This window comes from Pseudidiomarina xizangensis, from assembly GCF_052541995.1.
In genome coordinates, this window is the sequence record NZ_JBOBQA010000001.1 from 1240263 (window position 1) to 1259639 (window position 19377).

The window sequence follows — 19377 nt, forward strand, 5'->3', positions numbered from 1 at the left end:
TTATCGACGAAAGTCTACACTTAATCGTGAGTAGGTATAATGACAAATGGCGAAAATAACCGCAGCAATGACTCCTCCTAAATGTGCAACTACGGCGATTCCTCCCGCACTTTGCTGCGTGGTAGCGTCCCAGATTAGTTTAAAAATAATTCCTGCGAGGATGATGGCGCCCGTCCAACGACGTTCCAAACAATCACGTATTGCTCCCCAGGTGAATAACCCGTACAGAGTCCCGGAAAATCCAGCATAAAATTGCACAGAAGGATCAAACAGCCATTGCGCTGTACTGCTCGTAAGTAGCATTAAGAAAAACCCTATCCACCAGAATTTTACCTCTAGTGATTCAGCATAGAGCAGCCACCACAGCAATAGTCCTGCCAGATTAACGCCAAAATGTGACCAGCTGTGGTGCACCAACTGCGAACTAGCGAGTTGCCACCAGCCGCCTTGTTCCAGAGAACTGCGCGACATGACCAGCTGCTCTTGCCAAGCGGATGGCAGCAGCATTATAGCCAACATAAGTACCGTTAAAGTCAGCAAAGGCCACAACGTCGCCACCCGTAACGGTAAATGAAGTTTCATTGATCGCCCCCAAACAAAAAAGCACCGCATTGGATGTTCTCCAACGACGGTGCTTTGCAATGCGCTTTAATACGCTTTATTTTACGAAATCCAAACCGGATTGGATGTCGCCTTTCAAACCGTCAAGCATTGCTGCCTTGGCTTTTTCCTCAAACGCACTTAATTGACCGTAAGGGAGAATTTCTTCTACGCCGTTAGGCCCTAAACGTACCGGGTGAGCAAAGAACAACGCATCTTTACCATCAGTTTCAACGTAAGTGCATTCAACTACGCTGTCGTCGCCTTGCAAGGCTTTCACTAATGACAAGCAAAAACGTGCTGCAGCCTGACCCATAGACAGGGTTGCAGAACCGCCACCGGCTTTTGCTTCAACAACTTCAGTACCGGCGTTTTGAATGCGGTGAGTGAGTTGCTCGATTTGCTCGTCAGAGAAATCCAGACCTGTCTGCGACAACAATGGCAGAATTGTGGTACCGCTATGGCCACCAATCACTGGAACCTGAACTTCAGTAGGGTTCTTACCGTGAATTTCCGCCACGAAGGTTTCCGAACGGATCACGTCAAGCGTGGTAACACCAAACAATTTGTTTTTGTTGTAAACGCCTTTCTGCTCCAGCACCCGCTTGGCGATAGCAACAGTCGTGTTTACTGGGTTAGTGATAATACCAATCGCTGCGTCTGGGCAGTTATCGGCAATCGCTTCAATCAAATTTACCACGATGCCTGCGTTGATATTAAACAAGTCTGAACGATCCATGCCAGGTTTACGTGGTACGCCAGCAGGAATCAAAACGATATCCGCACCGACCAACGCGGGCGCCAGGTCGTCTTTAGCGTAGCCTTTTACGTTGACTGCAGTAGGGATGTGGCTGAGATCAACAGCAACGCCTGGTACTACCGGCGCAACATCGTACAGCGCCAACTCAGATCCAGCAGGTAATTGGGTTTTCAAAAGTAATGATAGTGCTTGGCCGATACCGCCAGCTGCACCTAAAACTGCAACTTTCATCTCAGACTCCATCCAGTTGTTAGGGAAATTTTGATGCCGAGAGAGTACTCCAAAACCGTCCAAATTACAACCGAGAGGCGGCTGGCTAGGCGTTTTCGGGGTTTTGCGATAGACTGACCTTTCAAAGGGTTGGCTTGCGCTTACCTAGGTTATCGAAATGAACTCAAGAGGCCACCTTGCACCATGACTCAAGCGAAACCAGATGCGATGATCGATATCTTTAAAGGGCTATTGAAAGAAGAACGTTATGGCTCGCAAAGTGACATTGTTGATGCCATGAAGGAGCGTGGCTTTGATAACATCAGTCAATCCAAAGTGTCGCGTTTGCTTAGCAAGTATGGTGCTGTTCGCACCCGTAATGCGCGTCAAGAGATGGTTTACTGCTTACCTGCCGAACTCGGCATTCCGTCAACCCGTGCGCCGTTATCGCAACTGGTTCTGGATATCCAGCATAATGACGTCATGGTAATCATCCGTACCTCGCCCGGCGCTGCCCAACTGATTGCGCGTTTGCTTGATTCGGTCGGACAAAAGGAAGGCGTGCTCGGTACTATTGCTGGCGACGACACAATTTTTATCGCGCCGGTGAAGGTTGCTGATATCGACTTCACTCTGCAGAAAGTCACAGAACTGTTTGAAAATGTAGTGTAGCTGTAGCCCGTAGTTCTACTACGGGTGCAACTATAAAAGTGAGCAGTGTCTACCGGTGCCGGCATAACAATGGGTGGTGCCGGCATAACAATGGGTGGTGCCGGCATAACAATGGGTGGTGCCGGCATAACAATGGGTGGTGACGGCATAACAATGGGTGGTGACGGCAGGTTTTACCCGTAGTAGAACTACGGGCTACTGTGTAAGGAAGTCGACTGAGGGGGCGAAAAATGCGGCGTTACTAACCGCTTCGGTGTAATCCAGCAAGGGATCGTAATCACCATTTTCATCGGCGATATAGCGCTGCTTCAACCATTGCAATACGTCTCGTGAGTGTCCCGAAAAGTACATCGCTAGCAAGCCCTGCTCACGCATATCCCCCCAGGGCATGTTCTGCCGCAACATCCTTAATGGTTGTTCCTGCTCATTCTGGAGTTTAGCTTTTTGCGTATGCGAGACCATTTGCAGTACGGTTTCACTAATGCGCTCTCCCGTGAGCTTCTTACGCCCGATCACAAACTCCTGCATTTCTTGCGTAAGTTGTTCCCAGCGGCGCAAGTCATGGCGGAACTTTTGCACGTACAAATAACTACCGCCGGCGAACACCGGATCATCGTCCGCGTGAATCAATGCCAGTTGCCGCCGGCGGATGCCACGCGGATTCTCGGGAGCATCGATGAAGCCGGTAAGATCGCGGCCATCCATAAATCGAAAGGTTGGTAATTGCTCGGTCAGTTCAACGTCATGTCCGAGCCACTCGAGCAACGCGCGGGCACTGTGATAATTCACGTCGAAGCGATCAGAGCGCACCGTTAGTAATAGGTCCACCGGCTCACGCGGCGCCTGCCGATCACCGTCACGTAAATCAGGGAAGTGACCCAGTTGCGAGGGCCGCTGCTGCGGATAAAGAAGATCCCAATAATCACTGCCAATAGCGACGTAACCGCTAAGTAAAGCTTCGGAAAAACGTTCATCAAGCTCATTGAGCAAAGCTGGAATTCGGGCTAACTTACGACGCACACTCTCCACATCATCTGTCATCACGTTTAACGATAGTGTTAAGCCATGCAAATTTGGCTCTGCGAAGATGCCTTTTTGCGCTTGTGCCATGCGTACCCTCACCGGTATGTAGTCGTTATTTTTATCGGTACTTGCTCGGAAAACCATGCAGCTTGGTCGCAACCACCTTGCGCTGCTAACCAACTGGCATACAATGCTTGTCAGTTTAGCAAAGTTTATCTAAAAAAATGAGCATTTAAGCGGAGTTATTATGGGACTACCACAGCGATTTACAACTACTTTAATAGCGGCCTCGCTGGCCGTGCTTTTAGGTGGCTGCGCCACGACCTCAGGTACTGATGCGTCTGCTGCAGCCGCAGAGACCGGTGCAGTTGCAAGTGAAGACCAACGTTTTACCACAATGGCGGAGCGGATTTGGGAAGGCATACAGAATCCTGTGGGTAGTGAAGACCTCGACGCTGAGCTACCGAATATGACCGCAGCAGCCGTCGCCGCCCGTGCTGAACAGCAGCGTGCATGGCTCAACGAACTGCAGAGCGTTGATGTCGATGCTTTGTCGCGCCAAGACTATATCAATTGGCGCATGCTTACCTATCGACTCAAAAATGATGTCGACGCCTACGACTTTAAAGAGCATTACATGCCACTAAATGCCGAAGGCGGGTTTCACAGTTCCTTGTCATTCATGGTGCGCAATACAGCCTTGCGTAGCTACGAAGATTTCCAGAACTATGTCGCCAAACTGGCGACAATTCCGCGTTATATGGACGAGCAGACCGCATGGCTCGAACGCGCTCTGGACGAAGGCTACACCCAGCCACAAGCGGCGATGATGGGATTTGAAGACAGCATTGCTGCTTTTATCGTGCAAGACCCTGTGCAGAGCGTTTTCTTTGAACCGCTGCTGCAACAGCCAGCATTTATCGAAGATGACCAATGGGCGTCACTGCAGGCTGAAGCAGCACAAGTCATTGACGATGAGGTGATACCAGCGTACCAAAGCTACTTCGATTTTATGGTGATGGAGTACTTACCTAACTGTCGTGAGTCAGTGGGTGCCAGCGCGCTGCCGAATGGTGATGCGTATTACCAAAACAGAATCGAGCATTTCACCACGTTAGCGCTGACTCCAGCCGAGATCCACGCCAAAGGTCTGGCGGAAGTCGCGCGCATCCGTAACGAAATGGCTGTGGTAATTGAGAATTCTGGCTTTGACGGAAGTTTTGACGAATTTGTCGAATTCTTACGTACCGATCCGCGTTTCTATCCAACTTCTGCGGAACAGCTGTTGAAAGAAGCTTCCTACATCGCCAAACGTATGGATGGTGAATTGCCCAAGTTCTTTAAGCATTTACCGCGCCAGCCCTATGGTGTCGCACCAGTACCCGCAGAGATTGCGCCCAAGTACACCACAGGTCGTTATGCTGGTACGTCACGCGATGATCGCGCCAGCTTCTATTGGGTCAACACCTACGCACTCGATCGCCGGCCACTTTATCAACTTGAAGCTTTAACCTTGCACGAAGCTGTTCCTGGTCATCACTTACAGGGCGCGTTGGCACGAGAAATGGAAGGTGTACCCTCCTACCGCCAACGTACTTATATTTCAGCCTTCGGTGAAGGTTGGGGCCTGTATTCAGAATGGCTCGGTTTGGAAGCTGGATTTTATCAGGACCCTTACAGCAATTTCGGTCGCTTAAGCTACGAAATGTGGCGCGCAGCCCGCCTGGTGGTCGACACTGGCATGCACTCCATGGGCTGGAGCCGCGCCAGGGCTATGGAGTTCATGGCTGCGAATACCGCGCTGAGCTTACATAACGTACGCACCGAGATTGATCGCTATATCACCTGGCCTGGGCAGGCATTGTCCTACAAACTTGGGGAAATGTTGATCCGCTCATTGCGCGCCGAGGCCGAAACGGCTTTGGGCGGCAAGTTCGACCTGCGCGAATTTCACTACCAAGTCCTCAAGAACGGTAGCATCCCGCTGGATGTTCTCGAGCAGGAAATCCGCACCTGGATCGACTCACAACTTTAGAAGGGGCAGCCCTTACATTGTAAAGACGAATTAAAAAGGAGGGGCAGCCCCTCCTTTTTTTATGTCTGAACATCAAGAGGGGCAGCCCCCCTCTGATATTTGTTATTAGACTTTGAAAAATTTAATCGTAAGTGGATAGTTTTGAATAATGCCATCGTTCGCACGTACAGCACCGATTATAGCGAAAATAATGTGGCAAATTGCTAATGCGATCAGTAAGAAAAATCCTATAATCACAAAGCTCAATATTACGCCGATAATGCCCCAGATAAATGCTGAAATAATCCAGTTAAAAACGACTTTCCCGTGAGCATCGATATAGGGGTTAGTATCTTTTTTCATTAACCACATAACCAAGGGAACGATAAGTCCAGCAAATGGAATCAAATAGCCAGCAAACTGCGAGAGGTGTAACAACATCGCATAGGTACGATCCTCTTGGCTTGGTCCAATAACCACAGTTGTTTCTTGCACAGGTTCCATCATTAATTTCCTTTTTATTCAATTTATGTTTGCTTTAGACTTACGGCATACTCACAAGTTGTCAACATAAAGCGTAAGATATTATGTATCGCCATGCTAGCATCTTGCTGTTTCTACATGAGATTTAACTTATGGTCGTTAGACCCGAAATTATAACGAACCGTGCCAGCTGCAATATACACGCCGCCTTTAAACGCATCAGTGGTAAATTGCTGCCTTATCGGCGATTACGACCATTTAGTTATTGGGATAACTATTACGGTATAAACACAGAAATTACGTCCCACCACTTTCAGCTGCTTGATTACAAGACCATACAACGCTTTGAAAATAAGGGCTATATTGCTGAGAAAATTGAAAAGTTTGGTATCACTGATGTTTTTCCCAAAAGTTATTTTTCCGTCGCTGACGCGCTCGCTAGTCATCCCAAAGATGATGCTATTTGGTTCGTAAAACCAACCCACCTGACCGGTGGTCGAGGCATCACTTGGCACACCAACGACACGCTCAAGAGCCTGGACCTTCCGAAGTTTCATTTTATTCAAGAGCAAGTTGACGGCATAGAACTCTACGAAGGCCGCAAGTATACAGCGCGTGCTTATGTGTTCATTCATAATAAACAATTATACGTTTTCGATGATGGCTTCGTGATGATTCACGGCACTCCTTACGATGAGAAGAGTGTCGATTTTGCCATACAAGTTGACCATCGTGGCTATCATCAACCAGATAGTCCTATTAAGATGAAGCGAATAACAGAACTACCTGAAGCAGAGAAAAAGCTACTCAGTATTCAGCAGCAACTGCAGAAACTAAAACCAGTACTGGATGAGATGATCGCCGCGAGCTCGCCGGTGCACTATGGCCTGCTAGGAATAGATTTACTATTCAAACGAATGAACAGTGCATTCTTTATTGAGTTAAATTCGAAGTCTAATTTCGTTCATACTGAACTCATTAATGAATCACTTAATACTCTATTTTTTAGTTCAATTTTAACTACTTTGTACACTGGCGAAAAAGACCTCCGCCTTACTCAGCTTTAACGGATACTTTTGTAAAAAAAATAAAAGGGGCAGCCCCTGCTGGAATAGCGGACACAAAAAAGGAGGGGCAGCCCCTCCTTTTTAATTCGTCTTTACAATGTAAGGGCTGCCCCTTCTGGGGTTAGGCGACTTCGATGGTGGGGATGATGTTGGCTTTGGCGGCGGTTTCGGCGGCGCGGAAAGCGTCCATCTGGTCGAAGTTGAGGTACTTGTAAACTTCACCGGCCATCGAGTTGATGTCTGATGCGTACTCCAAATACTCAGCTGGTGTTGGTAACTTACCTAAAATAGCACCTACCGCAGCAAGTTCCGCAGAGGTCAGGTAAACATTGGCACCATCACCCAAGCGGTTCGGGAAGTTACGCGTTGAAGTCGACAACACGGTAGCGCCCGGTTCTACCCGTGCCTGGTTACCCATGCACAATGAACAACCTGGCATTTCCGTACGCACACCGTTGTTAGCGTAGATGTTGTAATACCCCTCTTCACGCAGCTGCGCTTCGTCCATTTTGGTCGGCGGCGCAATCCACAAACGCGTGTTCAGCTCCGCAGTATTTTTCTCCAGCAACTTACCTGCTGCACGGAAGTGACCGATGTTGGTCATACACGAACCGATAAATACTTCGTCCACCTTATTGCCAGCAACCTGGCTCAAGAACTTGGCATCGTCTGGATCGTTCGGGCAACAAACGATAGGTTCACCAATTTCCGCTAAATCGATCTCAATGACTTCAGCGTATTCAGCATCGGCATCAGCACGCATTAACGAAGGGTTCGCCAGCCAGTCTTCCATTTTACGTGCACGACGCTCAAGGGTACGCACATCACCGTAACCTTCGTTAATCATCCAACGCAACATAGTGATGTTAGAACGCAGGTATTCCGCCACTGATTCTTCTGACAAGTTGATGGTACAACCCGCAGCAGAACGCTCAGCAGATGCGTCTGATAACTCGAACGCTTGCTCGACGGTCAGGTGATCCAGGCCTTCGATTTCCAGAATACGACCAGAGAAGGCATTCTTCTTGCCGCGTTTTTCAACGGTCAGCAGGCCTTCTTTAATTGCGAACGCCGGAATCGCATGAACCAAATCACGCAGCGTAATACCAGGTTGCATTTCACCTTTGAAACGCACCAATACTGACTCAGGCATATCCAACGGCATGACGCCTGTCGCGGCAGCAAAAGCGACCAACCCTGAACCTGCAGGGAAGGAAATACCCAACGGGAACCGCGTATGCGAATCGCCGCCGGTACCCACGGTATCAGGCAACAACATACGGTTCAGCCAGCTGTGGATGATACCGTCACCCGGACGCAATGACACACCGCCACGGTTCATGATGAAGTCTGGCAGAGTGTGTTGTGTGTCGATATCAACAGGCTTGGGATAAGCTGCGGTATGACAGAACGACTGCATAGTTAAATCAGCAGTAAAACCCAGACACGCCAGATCCTTCAGCTCGTCACGGGTCATAGGACCGGTGGTGTCCTGTGAACCTACGGTGGTCATCTTCGGCTCACAATAGGTGCCTGGACGTACGCCGTCCATACCACAAGCTTTACCAACCATCTTCTGCGCTAAGGTAAAGCCTTTGCCGCTATCAGCAGGCTGCTCTGGTTTCAGGAATAACTCAGAACGACCCAGACCTAATGATTCGCGGGCTTTTTCCGTCAGACCACGACCGATGATCAGGTTAATACGGCCACCAGCACGCACTTCGTCAAGAATGACGCGTGAAGCGTAATTGTACTCAGCAATGACATCGCCCGCTTCGTTTTCAATTTTACCGGCATAAGGATAAATGGTGATCACATCACCCATATCCATTTTTTCAACGTCAGCTTCAAACACCAACGCACCCGCGTCTTTCATCGTGTTGAAGAAGATCGGTGCAACTTTGCTTCCAATACAGATACCGCCAGCACGCTTGTTAGGCGTCCCAGGCATGTCTTCACCAATGAACCACAGCACCGAGTTGGTCGCTGATTTACGTGAAGAGCCTGTGCCGACCACGTCACCCACGAAGGCAATCGGGTGACCTTTGGCTTTCAGTTCTTCGATCTGTTTCGCTGCGTCAGTGACACCTTCACGTGGCATTTTGTACATCGCTTTAGCGTGCAAAGGAATGTCCGGACGTGACCAGGCATCAGGTGCTGGTGACAAGTCGTCGGTATTGGTTTCGCCAGTAACTTTGAACACCGTCGTTTTGATTTGCTCGGGCATTTCATTACGGCTGGTGAACCATTCGGCATTAGCCCACGATTCAACCACTTCTTTTGCCAGCGCGTTGCCAGCTTTCATTTTCTCTTCAACATCGTGGAAAGCATCGAACATCAACAAGGTGTGCTTCAGCTCGTAGGCAGCGAGTTCGCCCAGCTCAGCATCATCTAACAAGTCGACCAGCGTCACGATGTTGTAACCGCCATGCATATTACCAAGCAGTTTTACTGCGTCCTGCTTGCTGATAACCGGGCTGGATACTTCGCCCTTAACCAACGCAGACAAGAAACCAGCTTTGACATAGGCAGCCTCATCAACTCCAGGAGGTACACGCTCCGACAACAGCTCAACCAGGAACTCTGCTTCGCCGGCCGGTGGGTTCTTCAATAATCCGACCAAATCAGCGACTTGTTCTGCGGTTAATGGTTTAGGTGGGATACCTTCAGCGGCGCGCTCTTCAACATGCTTACGATAGTCTTGCAGCACAGATTACCTCTACTTTGCTATGCGGATGAAAAAAGTGGCGCAATTATAGGGGGTTTGCGACCTAATTAAAATTCATACGACCGCATAAAAGGTAATCTCTGGCATAAATGTCGTGAATGCAAAAAGGCGATCTTTGCTACTCGCTGTTGGTTTAAATCGAACAGCGAACAGCAAAGGAGCGCCAGATAAGCTCTTCCGCCGGGCCCGCTATCCGTTCGGCCGATCGTACCAAGTGTATCTCTAAGTTCACATTATTGATGAAGCCGGGGATGTCGATGCGCTGCAAGGCTTTACGCTGCAGCGCATCCCCGACCAGATCTCCGGGAATAATGCCCCAACCCATACCGGCCAGTAATAACTCGCGCTGGGTAATCGAATCATTGACCCGAATACGCTGCTTGCCTGGCATGCGAATAATAGCGTCAAGGTCGATACCGACATCCTGATTCTGTGGGATCAACATAGGTAGTTCGAGCAAATCATGCCGTTGCAATTGGCTAATATCCCGTCCTGCTAACAACTCCGGGGCGCACACCACGAGCAACTCAAAGGGTCGCACCCGTATAGTCTCAAAATCACCGTGTTGTCGAAAAATTGGCAGCCATGGCGATAACGCCAGTTCAGCTTCGCCACTGCTTATCTTTCTTAACACCCGCAGCTGCGAATCACCACTTAGTAGTAGCTCTGTGGCTGGATACTCTGCTTGCACCGCATGCATAGCAGGGAACAGTACGGATGGCGCGCAGGTGTAGTCATAAGCGATACGTAACTGTGGTTCCGCACCAGTTTGCAATTGCGCGGCTAACGACTGCAGGCGCTGCTGCTGACGAATGACTTCGCGTGCCTGCCGCAAAAACTGCCGACCCCGCGCCGTAAGCGTCAAACGGTAGCCAGTGCGATCAAAAAGCGCAAAGCCAGCATCTTCTTCCAGATGCTTCAGCGCCATACTCACCGCCGCCTGAGTACGATGCATACATTCCGCAACGCCCTGCACGGATCCGGTTTCAGCAAGATGCACCAGCATCTCCAATTGATTCAGTTTCATCTCACCCCATGAACCCGTTGTTGGATGTTCGCGATTCGTTGTGTGTTTAAACCAACATCGAACAGGGAATAGCGAACAACGCTTTATGTTTAGATTTTCTTATCTTGTTTTTAATTTTTATTCAGTATTACTTTATATATTTTAAGTCTACACTTTATGCAAGTTGAATAAATAGGTTATTAGCGAAGAGGTAACGATGTACAAGTGGCAAAGTTTCATGCTCGCACTGTCGCTGAGTATGTTTGTAGGTTGCGATGGCGCGCCTGCACAGCAACAAGCTGAGGCCGTGGTGCAACCGGTGAAGTTACATAAAGTCGGTAGTCTTACCGAGCAGCGCTTTCGTGAGTTTCCTGCAGTAATTGAAGCCGCTCAGGTAGCACAATTGGCGTTTCGGGTTGGCGGTGAGATCAGCGCGTTTCCGATTAGACCCGGGACGGCTGTAGATCAGGGCGAATTGATCGCCAAATTAGACCCTACTGACTATCAATTGGTACTAGATCAGGCGCAGGCTCGGTATGAACTTGCCCGAGCGCAGTTCCAACGCACTGAGAGCCTGGTTGAACAGGGCGTAATTTCACGCCAGCAGTTCGACGAAACCAAGGCTAACCTGGAGGTTGCACGAGCAAATTTAGAAACCGCTAAAGCAAATCTACGTTACACCGAATTGCGCGCACCTTTTGTCGGTACCATTGCGCATGTTTTTGTTGAGGCTTTTGAGACTGTGCAACCGCAACGGCCCATCGCTACCTTACAAATGGCGGATGCCATCGACGTGAGTATTCGGGTACCAGAACAGTTGTTTGCCCGAGTGCAGCGCCAGCTCGACTACCAGCCGGACGTTATTTTCGCCTCAGCGCCAGAACAGAATTTCCGCGCCAAATTAAAAGAATGGGATACCACAGCCGATCCGGCCACCAACACCTATAAGGTGGTATTTACTATGCCGACCCCAGAGCAGTTTAATGTGCTGCCAGGAATGTCAGCGACGGTCCGGGTCGACTCCTATGCCGTGGCGACACAGCCAACCCAAGGGGTGTTAATACCCACGTCGGCGGTGTTTTCTGATACCTCCACACCAGTAAATTCTAGCCAACGGGTTTGGGTATTTACGCCTTCGTCCACAACAAAGATCGCGCAAGGCACGGTATCTCAACGTGAAGTTACGATCGGACGTATGACGGATGCCAGTGTCGAAATCATTGCTGGGCTTAGCACGGATGAACAAATCGTAGTTGCAGGCGTGCATGCACTCAAAGAAGGCCAGCAGGTTCGCCCCTGGATTAAGGAACGGGGTTTGTAATGGATATCGCTCGTTTTAGTATTCGTCGTAGCACCACCAGCTGGCTAGTTCTGATTCTTCTTTTCGTAGGTGGTGTGTTAGCGCTCACCAACATTGGTCGTCTTGAAGATCCTGAGTTCACTTTGAAAAAGGCCATGGTGATTACCGCGTACCCCGGTGCTTCGGCGCAACAGGTTGAAGAGGAAGTCACCTATCGGCTGGAAAATGCCATTCAGGAACTCGGCAATATCGACCACATCAGCTCGATTTCCCAACCCGGTCTCAGCCAAATCACCATCGACATGAAAACCACCCTCCGCGCCGATGACATGCCCCAGATTTGGGACGAGTTAAGACGCAAGGTAAACGATGTGACCCGGCGTTTACCGCCCGGCGCCCAGCAACCTATGGTGCGGGATGATTTTGCCGACGTCTACGGCATTATGCTGGCTGTTACCGGAAGTGGTTACAGCTATGAAGACATCAAAGATTACACCGACTTTCTGCGCCGCGAACTGGTGCTGGTTGAAGGCGTCGGTAAAGTTCTGGTCGATGGCGAGCAACAGGAACAAGTCATTGTCGAGGTTTCCCGCAGCAAGCTCGCTAACCTCAATATTCCACCGCAGCAGGTAGTGAATTTACTGCAAACACAAAATGTAGTCTCAGATGCCGGCCGGGTGTTAAGTGGAGATGAACGCATTCGTTTGCACACCACCGGCGAGTTCGACAAAGTTGCAGACCTCGCCAACCTGATGATCAGCAATCCCGGTGCCGACGAACGCATCTTGTTGCGTGACGTCGCCACGGTAACGCGTGACTATCGCGAGGTGCCAGAACATCTCGTGCGCTACAACGGTGAGCGCTCACTCTGGTTAGGCATCTCGTTTGGACCTGACGTAAACGTAGTGGAGGTGGGTAAACGCGTTGAGCAACGCTTGGCAGAGTTGAAATATGCCCAGCCGATTGGTATTGACGTGCACTACATCTACAATCAGCCCGCTGAAGTCGAGGTGTCGGTACAAAGTTTCTTGCTTAACCTAGCTGAGGCGGTAGCCATTGTCGTGATCGCTCTGCTCCTCACCATGGGATTGCGCAGCGGTGTACTGATCGGCAGTGTTTTGCTCATTACCGTGCTGGGTAGCTTTATCTTCATGTACCTGTTGGACATTCAGCTACAACGGGTATCACTTGGCGCATTGATTATCGCCCTCGGCATGCTGGTCGATAACGCTATTGTTATTGCCGAGGGCATGCTGGTTGGCGTGCGACGTGGCTTGTCGCGGTTACAAGCTGCGAGCGTCATAGTGCAACAAAATATTTGGCCGTTACTTGGCGCCACCGCTGTTGCTGTCATCGCCTTTGCGCCAATTGGGCTCTCCAAAGATGCTAGCGGCGAGTATGCCAACTCACTGTTCTGGGTGCTGTTTATTTCATTATTCCTAAGTTGGTTTACTGCGATCACGCTGACGCCCTTTCTGGGCAATATTTTGTATCGCCGCGATGCGCGGGCGAAAAGCGCCAAAGAACAACCCGAAGACGACGATCATGTGTATCAGCACTGGTTTTTCCATGGCTATCGCCGACTGCTGCAAAGGTTTCTGAAGTGGCGCAAGATCACCATGCTGGCCATGTTGGTGCTGCTGATTGTTGCTGTTGGTGGATTCACCACCATCAAACAATCGTTCTTTCCGCCTTCGACCACACCAATGTTGTTTGTCGATGTGTGGTATCCGCAGGGCACCGACATTCGGGCGACAGCAAGGCAGGTTGCTGAGCTAGAAAGTTATCTGCAAGACACCTACCCACAGTTGGACTATGTCGCAAGCACGATTGGCCGCGGTGCGCCGCGTTTCACGCTGACGTATATGGTGGAGAAGTCGTACGAAAGCTACGGTCAAATCATACTGCGTGCGGCATCGAACGAGGCGTTAGCCCCAGTCCACGAAGGTTTGGGAAATTACCTACGCCAGCATCAGCCTGATCTGCAGTTTAAAATGAAGCCGATCGAAATGGGCCCATCGCAAACAGCTAAGATTGAGGCGCGTTTTAGCGGCCCTGACCCTTTGATACTGCATCGGTTAGCGGCACAAGCCGAAGCGATTATGGCGAAAGACGCCGGTATTCGCAATTTACGCAATGACTGGCGTCAGCGTACCAAGGTACTACAACCGGTTTTCAATGAACCCGCCGCACGTCGACTTGGGGTCACCAAAGCCGACGTCAATGACGTGCTAAAACGTAACTTCAGTGGCCAAACTGTGGGGCTCTTTCGCGATGGCACTGTGTTGATGCCGATTGTAGTACGTGCACCTATTGCCGAGCGCCGCGAAATTTCCGATTGGCATGAACTGCAAATCTACTCACAAGCGTTACAACAACATATTCCTTTGGCACAGGTGGTCAGTGACATGAATTTGGTTGCCGAAGATAACCTGATTCTGCGCCGCGATCGCAAACGCACCCTAACTGTTATGGCCGACCACGATATCTTTGGTGAGGAAACTGCGGCAATGGTGCTGGAACGCATACGCCCAGCTATCGAAGCTATTGAACGCCCGATGGGCTACGAGCTGCAATGGGGAGGTGAGCATGAGGCTTCGAAAAAGGCGACCGGGGCAGTGTTTCAGGCTCTGCCGTTAGCTTTTGTGGTGATGTTCATCATCACTGTACTGTTATTTAGCTCAATTCGTCAGGCCGGTGTGCTGTGGACTACGGTGCCGCTAAGTGTTATCGGCGTCACCCTGGGGCTTGCTCTATCGGGACAACCTTTCGGCTTCATGGCCTTGCTCGGTTTCTTAAGTTTATCGGGGATGCTGATCAAAAACGGCGTGGTGCTGCTCGAACAGATTCGCGTCGAGCTGGCCTCTGGTAAAGTCGCACTGCAAGCGCTCGAAGATGCTGCAGTCAGCCGCGTACGGCCGGTAATGATGGCAGCGGTCACCACGATTTTGGGCATGGTGCCGCTGTTATTTGATGCTTTCTTTGTCAGCATGGCAGTGGTCATTATGTTCGGCCTGGGCTTTGCCACCTTGCTTACGCTGATTGTCGTGCCAGTGATGTACGCGCTGGTGATGCGCGTACCACATAGCTACGACTAATTCAGGTGCCGGCGGTGCCAAAGTAGATACACCGCTGGCAACAGTAATAACGACAACAATGGCGCCAATATCATACCGCCAATCATCGGTGCTGCAATGCGTTGCATCACCTCGCTCCCCGTACCTTGAGTGAGCATGATGGGTAGCAAACCGGCTATGATGGTGATCACTGTCATGGCTTTTGGCCGCACACGCAGCACTGCACCTTCCTCTATCGCGTCATAAAGTGTCGCACGAGTGCGTTGCTTACGGTCCTTCCAGGCATTGTTGAGATACAACAACATCACCACACCGAACTCGGCGGCAACTCCAGCTAACGCAATCATGCCCACCATGACTGCTATCGACAAGTTATAGTCGAGCCACCAAATGAACCACAGACTACCGGTCAAAGCTAAAGGTAATGTGGCCATAATCAATGCCGCTTGTTTAAACGAGCGGAAAGTGAAATACAGCAAGATCAAGATCACCGCCAGGGTCACCGGGACCACTTGCGTTAATTTCGCCTCTACCCGTTGCATCGATTCGTATTGCCCCGACCACGATAACGAATAGCGCGGCGGCAGCTCATAGTCAGCAAGTAGCGGCTCCGCCGCAGCAATCACGTCACCCACGGCAACATTGGCGTCAACATCGATAAACACCCAACCCGTAGGTCGCGCATTTTCGCTGCGGATCATTGCCGGGCCAACGGTAACTTCGATATCCGCAACCTGTTCTAAGGTCACCCAGGTACCACTGGCACTGGCAATGGGCAGTTGTTTGAGTTGCTCAACGTGATCCCGCAATTCGCGCGGGTAGCGCAACGTGATCGGGTAGCGTTCAGTACCTTCTACGGTTTCAGCAATCTGCGCGCCACCAATAGCAAACTTAATCGCCCGTTGAATCGCTGCCTGATTAATACCATAGCGCGCCGCTTCATCAAGACGCGGCCGGATCTCCAGGTAACGCCCTGAAGCCGGGCGTTCAGCAAATACCGAAGCGACGCCGGGAACATTGTTTAAGCGTTCCTCGAGCTCACTACCGATTTGTTGAATCGCCGCCAACTCTGGACCCGCAATTTTCAGTCCCAACGGCGTTTTAAGTCCAGTCGAGAGCATATCAATGCGGGTTTTTATCGGTTGCACCCAGGCATTGGTAATGCCGGGTACGCGCACCGTAGCGTCCAACTGTGCAATGATCTTCTGCAAGGTCATGCCTTCACGCCACTCACTTTCAGGTTTCAACTGAATGGTGGTTTCGAGCATGGTCAGAGGAGCCGGATCCGTCGCTGTATCTGCCCGTCCGGTTTTACCAAACACCCGCTCAACTTCCGGTACTTGCTTGATCAAGCGGTCCGTACGCTGCAACAACTCACCCACTGCACCAGGACTGATACCCGGTAAGGTGGTCGGCATGTAGAGCAAATCACCTTCCTGCATGGTGGGCATAAACTCGCTACCCATTTTGGTTAACGGGTAATAGCCGCTCACCGCAACCATCACTGCGATCACGACGGTCAACTTAGGCCATGCCAGCACACCATGCAGTAACGGTCGGTAAACCCAAATCAAACCGCGGGTTAGCGGGTTACGTTGCTCGCTGATAATTTTGCCACGCACAAAGTAGCCCATCAGTACCGGCACCAGGGTAATGGCTAACAATGCTGCCGCTGCCATAGCGAAGGTTTTGGTGTACGCCAGTGGCGCGAACAAGCGTCCTTCCTGGGCTTCCAGCGAGAACACCGGTACGAAACTTAAGGTGATAATCAGCAATGACAAGAACAGCGCCGGGCCAACTTCCACCGTGGCATTACGAATCAGCTGCCAATGGGCCACGCCCTTCGGTTCCTCACCATGTTTATCGCGATAGTGCTCAAGATGCTTGTGTGCATTTTCCACCATGACAATGGCGGCATCCACCAACGCACCAATCGCGATAGCAATCCCCCCTAAACTCATAATGTTGGCATTGATACCCAATGAACGCATCACGATAAAGCTCATCAATACCGCTAATGGCAAAGTGATAATAGCCACCATAGCGGAACGAATATGCAGCAAAAACAAAATGGTAATTAACGCCACGAAGCCCATTTCTTCGATCAACTTGGTGGTCAGATTATCCACTGCCCGGTGGATTAAGTCAGAGCGGTCGTACGTCGGTACGATTTCGACCCCAGGGGGCAGCCCCTGCTGCAGGCTTTTTAATTTGTCGCGCACGCGATCGATGGTGGCGAGGGCATTTTCGCCGTGGCGCATCACCACGATGCCACCGACCACTTCGCCTTCACCGTTCAGCTCAGCAATGCCGCGGCGGCTTTCCGGTCCGCGGCGCACTGTTGCCACATCAGCCAAAGTAATATTGGTGCCGGCAGCGCTTTGCACCGGCAGTGGTAATGTGCGTAAATCTTCCAGCGACTGAATATAACCTGTGCCGCGAACCATGTACTCAGCTTCGGCCATTTCGACAATGCCACCACCGACTTCCTGGTTGGCGGCGACTATGGTTGCCTGAATTTGTTCTAAAGTAAGGCCATAGGTCTGCAATCGACGGGGCTCTACTACCACCTGATAGGCTTGCACCATACCACCGACAGTCGCCACCTCAGACACCCCTTCAACGCTTTGCAGTTCTTGCTTCAGGAACCAATCCTGCAAACTGGTGAGTTCACCAAGGTGATGCTCGCCGCTACGATCCACCAACGCATATTGGAATACCCAACCGACGCCGCTGGCATCGGGGCCAAGACGTGGGGTCACCCCAGTTGGTAAACGCTCACTGGCTTGATTTAAATATTCAAGTACGCGGCTACGGGCCCAATAAATATCGGTGCCTTCTTCGAACAGTATGTACAGATACGAATCACCAAAAAACGAATAACCCCGCACTTGCGTTGAACCCGGCACGGCTAACATCAAGTTCGCCAAGGGCCAGGTCACCTGTTCTTCCACCAATTGCGGAGCTTGTCCCGGATAAGGTGTCTTGACAATAACCTGTACGTCGGATAAATCTGGAATGGCATCCAAGGGGGTACTGATCATCGCCCGCCAACCGAACCAAGCGGCTAACAGCGCAGCAATAAGAACAAGTATGCGATTACGCAAACTCCAGTCAATGACATTAGTGAGCATGACCGCCTCCACTGCTGCCTTTCAGCCGACTGCCTTTAAGGCTTGCCTCAGAATCGAGCAAGAACTGACCTGAAGTGACCACGCGTTCGCCGGCGGTTAAGCCATGCATGATTTCCGCTTCATCATCAACGATCAGACCGACATGGACATCGCGTTGTTCGAAGGTCTGATCGTCAGTTTGTACGATCACCCGATTAGTGGTACCCGTCATGATTAATGCACTAATCGGCACCGCCAATACATCGCGTTTCGCTCCACCGTAAAGCTCGACTTGCGCTTGCATACCAACATGCAGACTTCCGGCATCTATATTTTGCGGTAGCTTAATCCGCACCCGCTGGGTCTTCGCGACCGGGTCCAGCGCTGGGTAGATGTAATCAATTTCGGTTTCATAGGCATTCAGACCAGCGGCCGGTAAGGTCACATCGACCGGCGCTTGCGGGCGCATCCATCCGGCATAACGCTCTGGTACGTCAGCAATCAACCAGACACTGTCAGCACCGGTCACCGTCATCAGCTCAACACCAGGTTCGACGTACATCCCCTCAGCTACACTCAACGCTGTAACCACTCCGGCGTGCTTTGCATACACCGGCACGCGGTAAAGAATTTCACCACTTTGTTCGATGCTCTTCACTTGCTCAGCCGTTAAACCGAGAAGTTCCAACCGTAAGCGACCATCCCGGATCAGCCGCTGCCGTTGCTGCGCGGATAATCCATTGATGGTGTCCAGAGTTTGCAAGAAGTCTTGTTGGGCGACCACCAGCTCTCTGCTATAAATACTGTAAAGAGGATCGCCGACCTGCACTTGCGTGCCCTCGCTGCGTACGAACAACTCTTCCAGCCAACCTGACGCCCGCGAATGTAAATGCCAGCGCGCGTTGTCGTTCCATTGCACGGTAGCCAGCGTGGGTAGGTAACGCCATAAAGTTGTCGGTGCAACAGTCGCCGTGGTGATCCCCAAGTTTTGCTGCATCTGCCCGCTAACTTGCACCAGAATCTCTTCCACCGGCTGCTGCGGCTCAAGATCCATGCCACAGATAGGACAGGTACCTGGTTCATCACGCACAATATGACTATGCATCGGACACACATACTCGATAGCAGCAGCACCGTTTAGCTGCCGTTCGGCGGGGGTCTGTTCGGTTTGAGCGGTTAATTCATTCTGCTGTTGTTGCTCGGAATGATCACTATGATCTTGTGCCGGGACGGCAGAAACCATAAGAACAAGGGCAATAAAAGCCACGACAAAACGTTGTAAAAACATAACTTACTCCTGCAATAAAAACTGAAAAAGGTTTAA

General features: G+C 50.8%; 13 protein-coding genes. 5 read left to right on the forward strand and 8 right to left on the reverse strand.

The window, feature by feature from the left end; all coding sequences use genetic code 11:
• Together rrtA and mdh are read right to left on the reverse strand one after the other, a co-directional pair.
• The gene (rrtA, locus tag ACQ5ES_RS06040; RefSeq protein ID WP_445015037.1) at positions 1 to 582 is read right to left on the reverse strand and encodes a rhombosortase; all 582 of its coding nucleotides are present in this window, start codon (positions 580 to 582) and stop codon (positions 1 to 3) included.
• A 76-nt stretch (positions 583 to 658) separates the two neighbouring features.
• Entirely contained in the window at positions 659 to 1591 is a 933-nt protein-coding gene (gene mdh / locus ACQ5ES_RS06045) for a malate dehydrogenase (protein ID WP_445015038.1), read from the reverse strand.
• A gap of 183 nt (positions 1592 to 1774) precedes the next feature.
• Between mdh and argR the strand changes: the two genes are divergently transcribed.
• Entirely contained in the window at positions 1775 to 2242 is a 468-nt protein-coding gene (gene argR, locus ACQ5ES_RS06050) for a transcriptional regulator ArgR (protein WP_445015039.1), read from the forward strand.
• A gap of 195 nt (positions 2243 to 2437) precedes the next feature.
• Here the strand turns inward: argR and ACQ5ES_RS06055 are convergent, their stop codons facing one another.
• Positions 2438 to 3352: a Dyp-type peroxidase gene (locus ACQ5ES_RS06055; protein WP_445015040.1), complete on the reverse strand. Its 915-nt coding sequence runs from the start codon at positions 3350 to 3352 to the stop codon at positions 2438 to 2440.
• Between the two features lie 160 nt (positions 3353 to 3512).
• On the opposite strand from ACQ5ES_RS06055, the gene ACQ5ES_RS06060 reads away from it, so the two are divergent.
• Complete coding sequence (locus ACQ5ES_RS06060; RefSeq protein ID WP_445015041.1) at positions 3513 to 5300, forward strand: DUF885 domain-containing protein; 1788 nt, start codon at positions 3513 to 3515, stop codon at positions 5298 to 5300.
• Between the two features lie 105 nt (positions 5301 to 5405).
• On the opposite strand, the gene ACQ5ES_RS06065 is transcribed toward ACQ5ES_RS06060, so the two are convergent.
• The gene (locus ACQ5ES_RS06065; protein ID WP_445015042.1) at positions 5406 to 5786 is read right to left on the reverse strand and encodes a DUF4870 domain-containing protein; all 381 of its coding nucleotides are present in this window, start codon (positions 5784 to 5786) and stop codon (positions 5406 to 5408) included.
• Positions 5787 to 5914: 128 nt separating this feature from the next.
• Between ACQ5ES_RS06065 and ACQ5ES_RS06070 the strand changes: the two genes are divergently transcribed.
• Positions 5915 to 6829 carry a hypothetical protein gene (locus ACQ5ES_RS06070; RefSeq protein WP_445015043.1) on the forward strand — a complete coding sequence of 305 codons (915 nt, stop codon included), beginning with the start codon at positions 5915 to 5917 and terminating at the stop codon, positions 6827 to 6829.
• A gap of 121 nt (positions 6830 to 6950) precedes the next feature.
• Here ACQ5ES_RS06070 and acnB read toward each other — a convergent pair whose 3' ends face one another.
• Together acnB and ACQ5ES_RS06080 are read right to left on the reverse strand one after the other, a co-directional pair.
• Positions 6951 to 9539: a bifunctional aconitate hydratase 2/2-methylisocitrate dehydratase gene (acnB, locus tag ACQ5ES_RS06075; RefSeq protein ID WP_445015044.1), complete on the reverse strand. Its 2589-nt coding sequence runs from the start codon at positions 9537 to 9539 to the stop codon at positions 6951 to 6953.
• 151 nt (positions 9540 to 9690) lie between these two features.
• Positions 9691 to 10584: a LysR family transcriptional regulator gene (locus tag ACQ5ES_RS06080; protein WP_445015045.1), complete on the reverse strand. Its 894-nt coding sequence runs from the start codon at positions 10582 to 10584 to the stop codon at positions 9691 to 9693.
• A gap of 196 nt (positions 10585 to 10780) precedes the next feature.
• Between ACQ5ES_RS06080 and ACQ5ES_RS06085 the strand changes: the two genes are divergently transcribed.
• Both ACQ5ES_RS06085 and ACQ5ES_RS06090 read left to right on the forward strand, forming a co-directional pair.
• Positions 10781 to 11884: an efflux RND transporter periplasmic adaptor subunit gene (locus ACQ5ES_RS06085; RefSeq protein WP_445015046.1), complete on the forward strand. Its 1104-nt coding sequence runs from the start codon at positions 10781 to 10783 to the stop codon at positions 11882 to 11884.
• Positions 11884 to 14961, forward strand: a complete 3078-nt coding sequence (locus ACQ5ES_RS06090; protein ID WP_445015047.1) for an efflux RND transporter permease subunit — start codon at positions 11884 to 11886, stop codon at positions 14959 to 14961. The genes ACQ5ES_RS06085 and ACQ5ES_RS06090 overlap by 1 nt, the downstream gene beginning before the upstream one ends.
• Here the strand turns inward: ACQ5ES_RS06090 and ACQ5ES_RS06095 are convergent.
• Together ACQ5ES_RS06095 and ACQ5ES_RS06100 are read right to left on the reverse strand one after the other, a co-directional pair.
• Positions 14958 to 18074: an efflux RND transporter permease subunit gene (locus tag ACQ5ES_RS06095; RefSeq protein ID WP_445015048.1), complete on the reverse strand. Its 3117-nt coding sequence runs from the start codon at positions 18072 to 18074 to the stop codon at positions 14958 to 14960. The genes ACQ5ES_RS06090 and ACQ5ES_RS06095 overlap by 4 nt on opposite strands.
• The gene (locus tag ACQ5ES_RS06100; protein ID WP_445015049.1) at positions 18064 to 19341 is read right to left on the reverse strand and encodes an efflux RND transporter periplasmic adaptor subunit; all 1278 of its coding nucleotides are present in this window, start codon (positions 19339 to 19341) and stop codon (positions 18064 to 18066) included. Before ACQ5ES_RS06100 ends, ACQ5ES_RS06095 begins: the two co-directional genes overlap by 11 nt.
• Positions 19342 to 19377 lie beyond the last annotated feature (36 nt).

Coding starts and splice junctions, on each gene's coding strand:
- ACQ5ES_RS06090 (WP_445015047.1), top strand. CDS start 11,884: ATGGATATCGCTCGTTTTAGTATTCGTCGTAGCACCACCAGCTGGCTA.
- rrtA (WP_445015037.1), bottom strand. CDS start 582: ATGAAACTTCATTTACCGTTACGGGTGGCGACGTTGTGGCCTTTGCTG.
- ACQ5ES_RS06080 (WP_445015045.1), bottom strand. CDS start 10,584: ATGAAACTGAATCAATTGGAGATGCTGGTGCATCTTGCTGAAACCGGA.
- ACQ5ES_RS06070 (WP_445015043.1), top strand. CDS start 5,915: ATGGTCGTTAGACCCGAAATTATAACGAACCGTGCCAGCTGCAATATA.
- ACQ5ES_RS06100 (WP_445015049.1), bottom strand. CDS start 19,341: ATGTTTTTACAACGTTTTGTCGTGGCTTTTATTGCCCTTGTTCTTATG.
- ACQ5ES_RS06060 (WP_445015041.1), top strand. CDS start 3,513: ATGGGACTACCACAGCGATTTACAACTACTTTAATAGCGGCCTCGCTG.
- mdh (WP_445015038.1), bottom strand. CDS start 1,591: ATGAAAGTTGCAGTTTTAGGTGCAGCTGGCGGTATCGGCCAAGCACTA.
- argR (WP_445015039.1), top strand. CDS start 1,775: ATGACTCAAGCGAAACCAGATGCGATGATCGATATCTTTAAAGGGCTA.
- ACQ5ES_RS06065 (WP_445015042.1), bottom strand. CDS start 5,786: ATGATGGAACCTGTGCAAGAAACAACTGTGGTTATTGGACCAAGCCAA.
- ACQ5ES_RS06055 (WP_445015040.1), bottom strand. CDS start 3,352: ATGGCACAAGCGCAAAAAGGCATCTTCGCAGAGCCAAATTTGCATGGC.
- ACQ5ES_RS06095 (WP_445015048.1), bottom strand. CDS start 18,074: ATGCTCACTAATGTCATTGACTGGAGTTTGCGTAATCGCATACTTGTT.
- ACQ5ES_RS06085 (WP_445015046.1), top strand. CDS start 10,781: ATGTACAAGTGGCAAAGTTTCATGCTCGCACTGTCGCTGAGTATGTTT.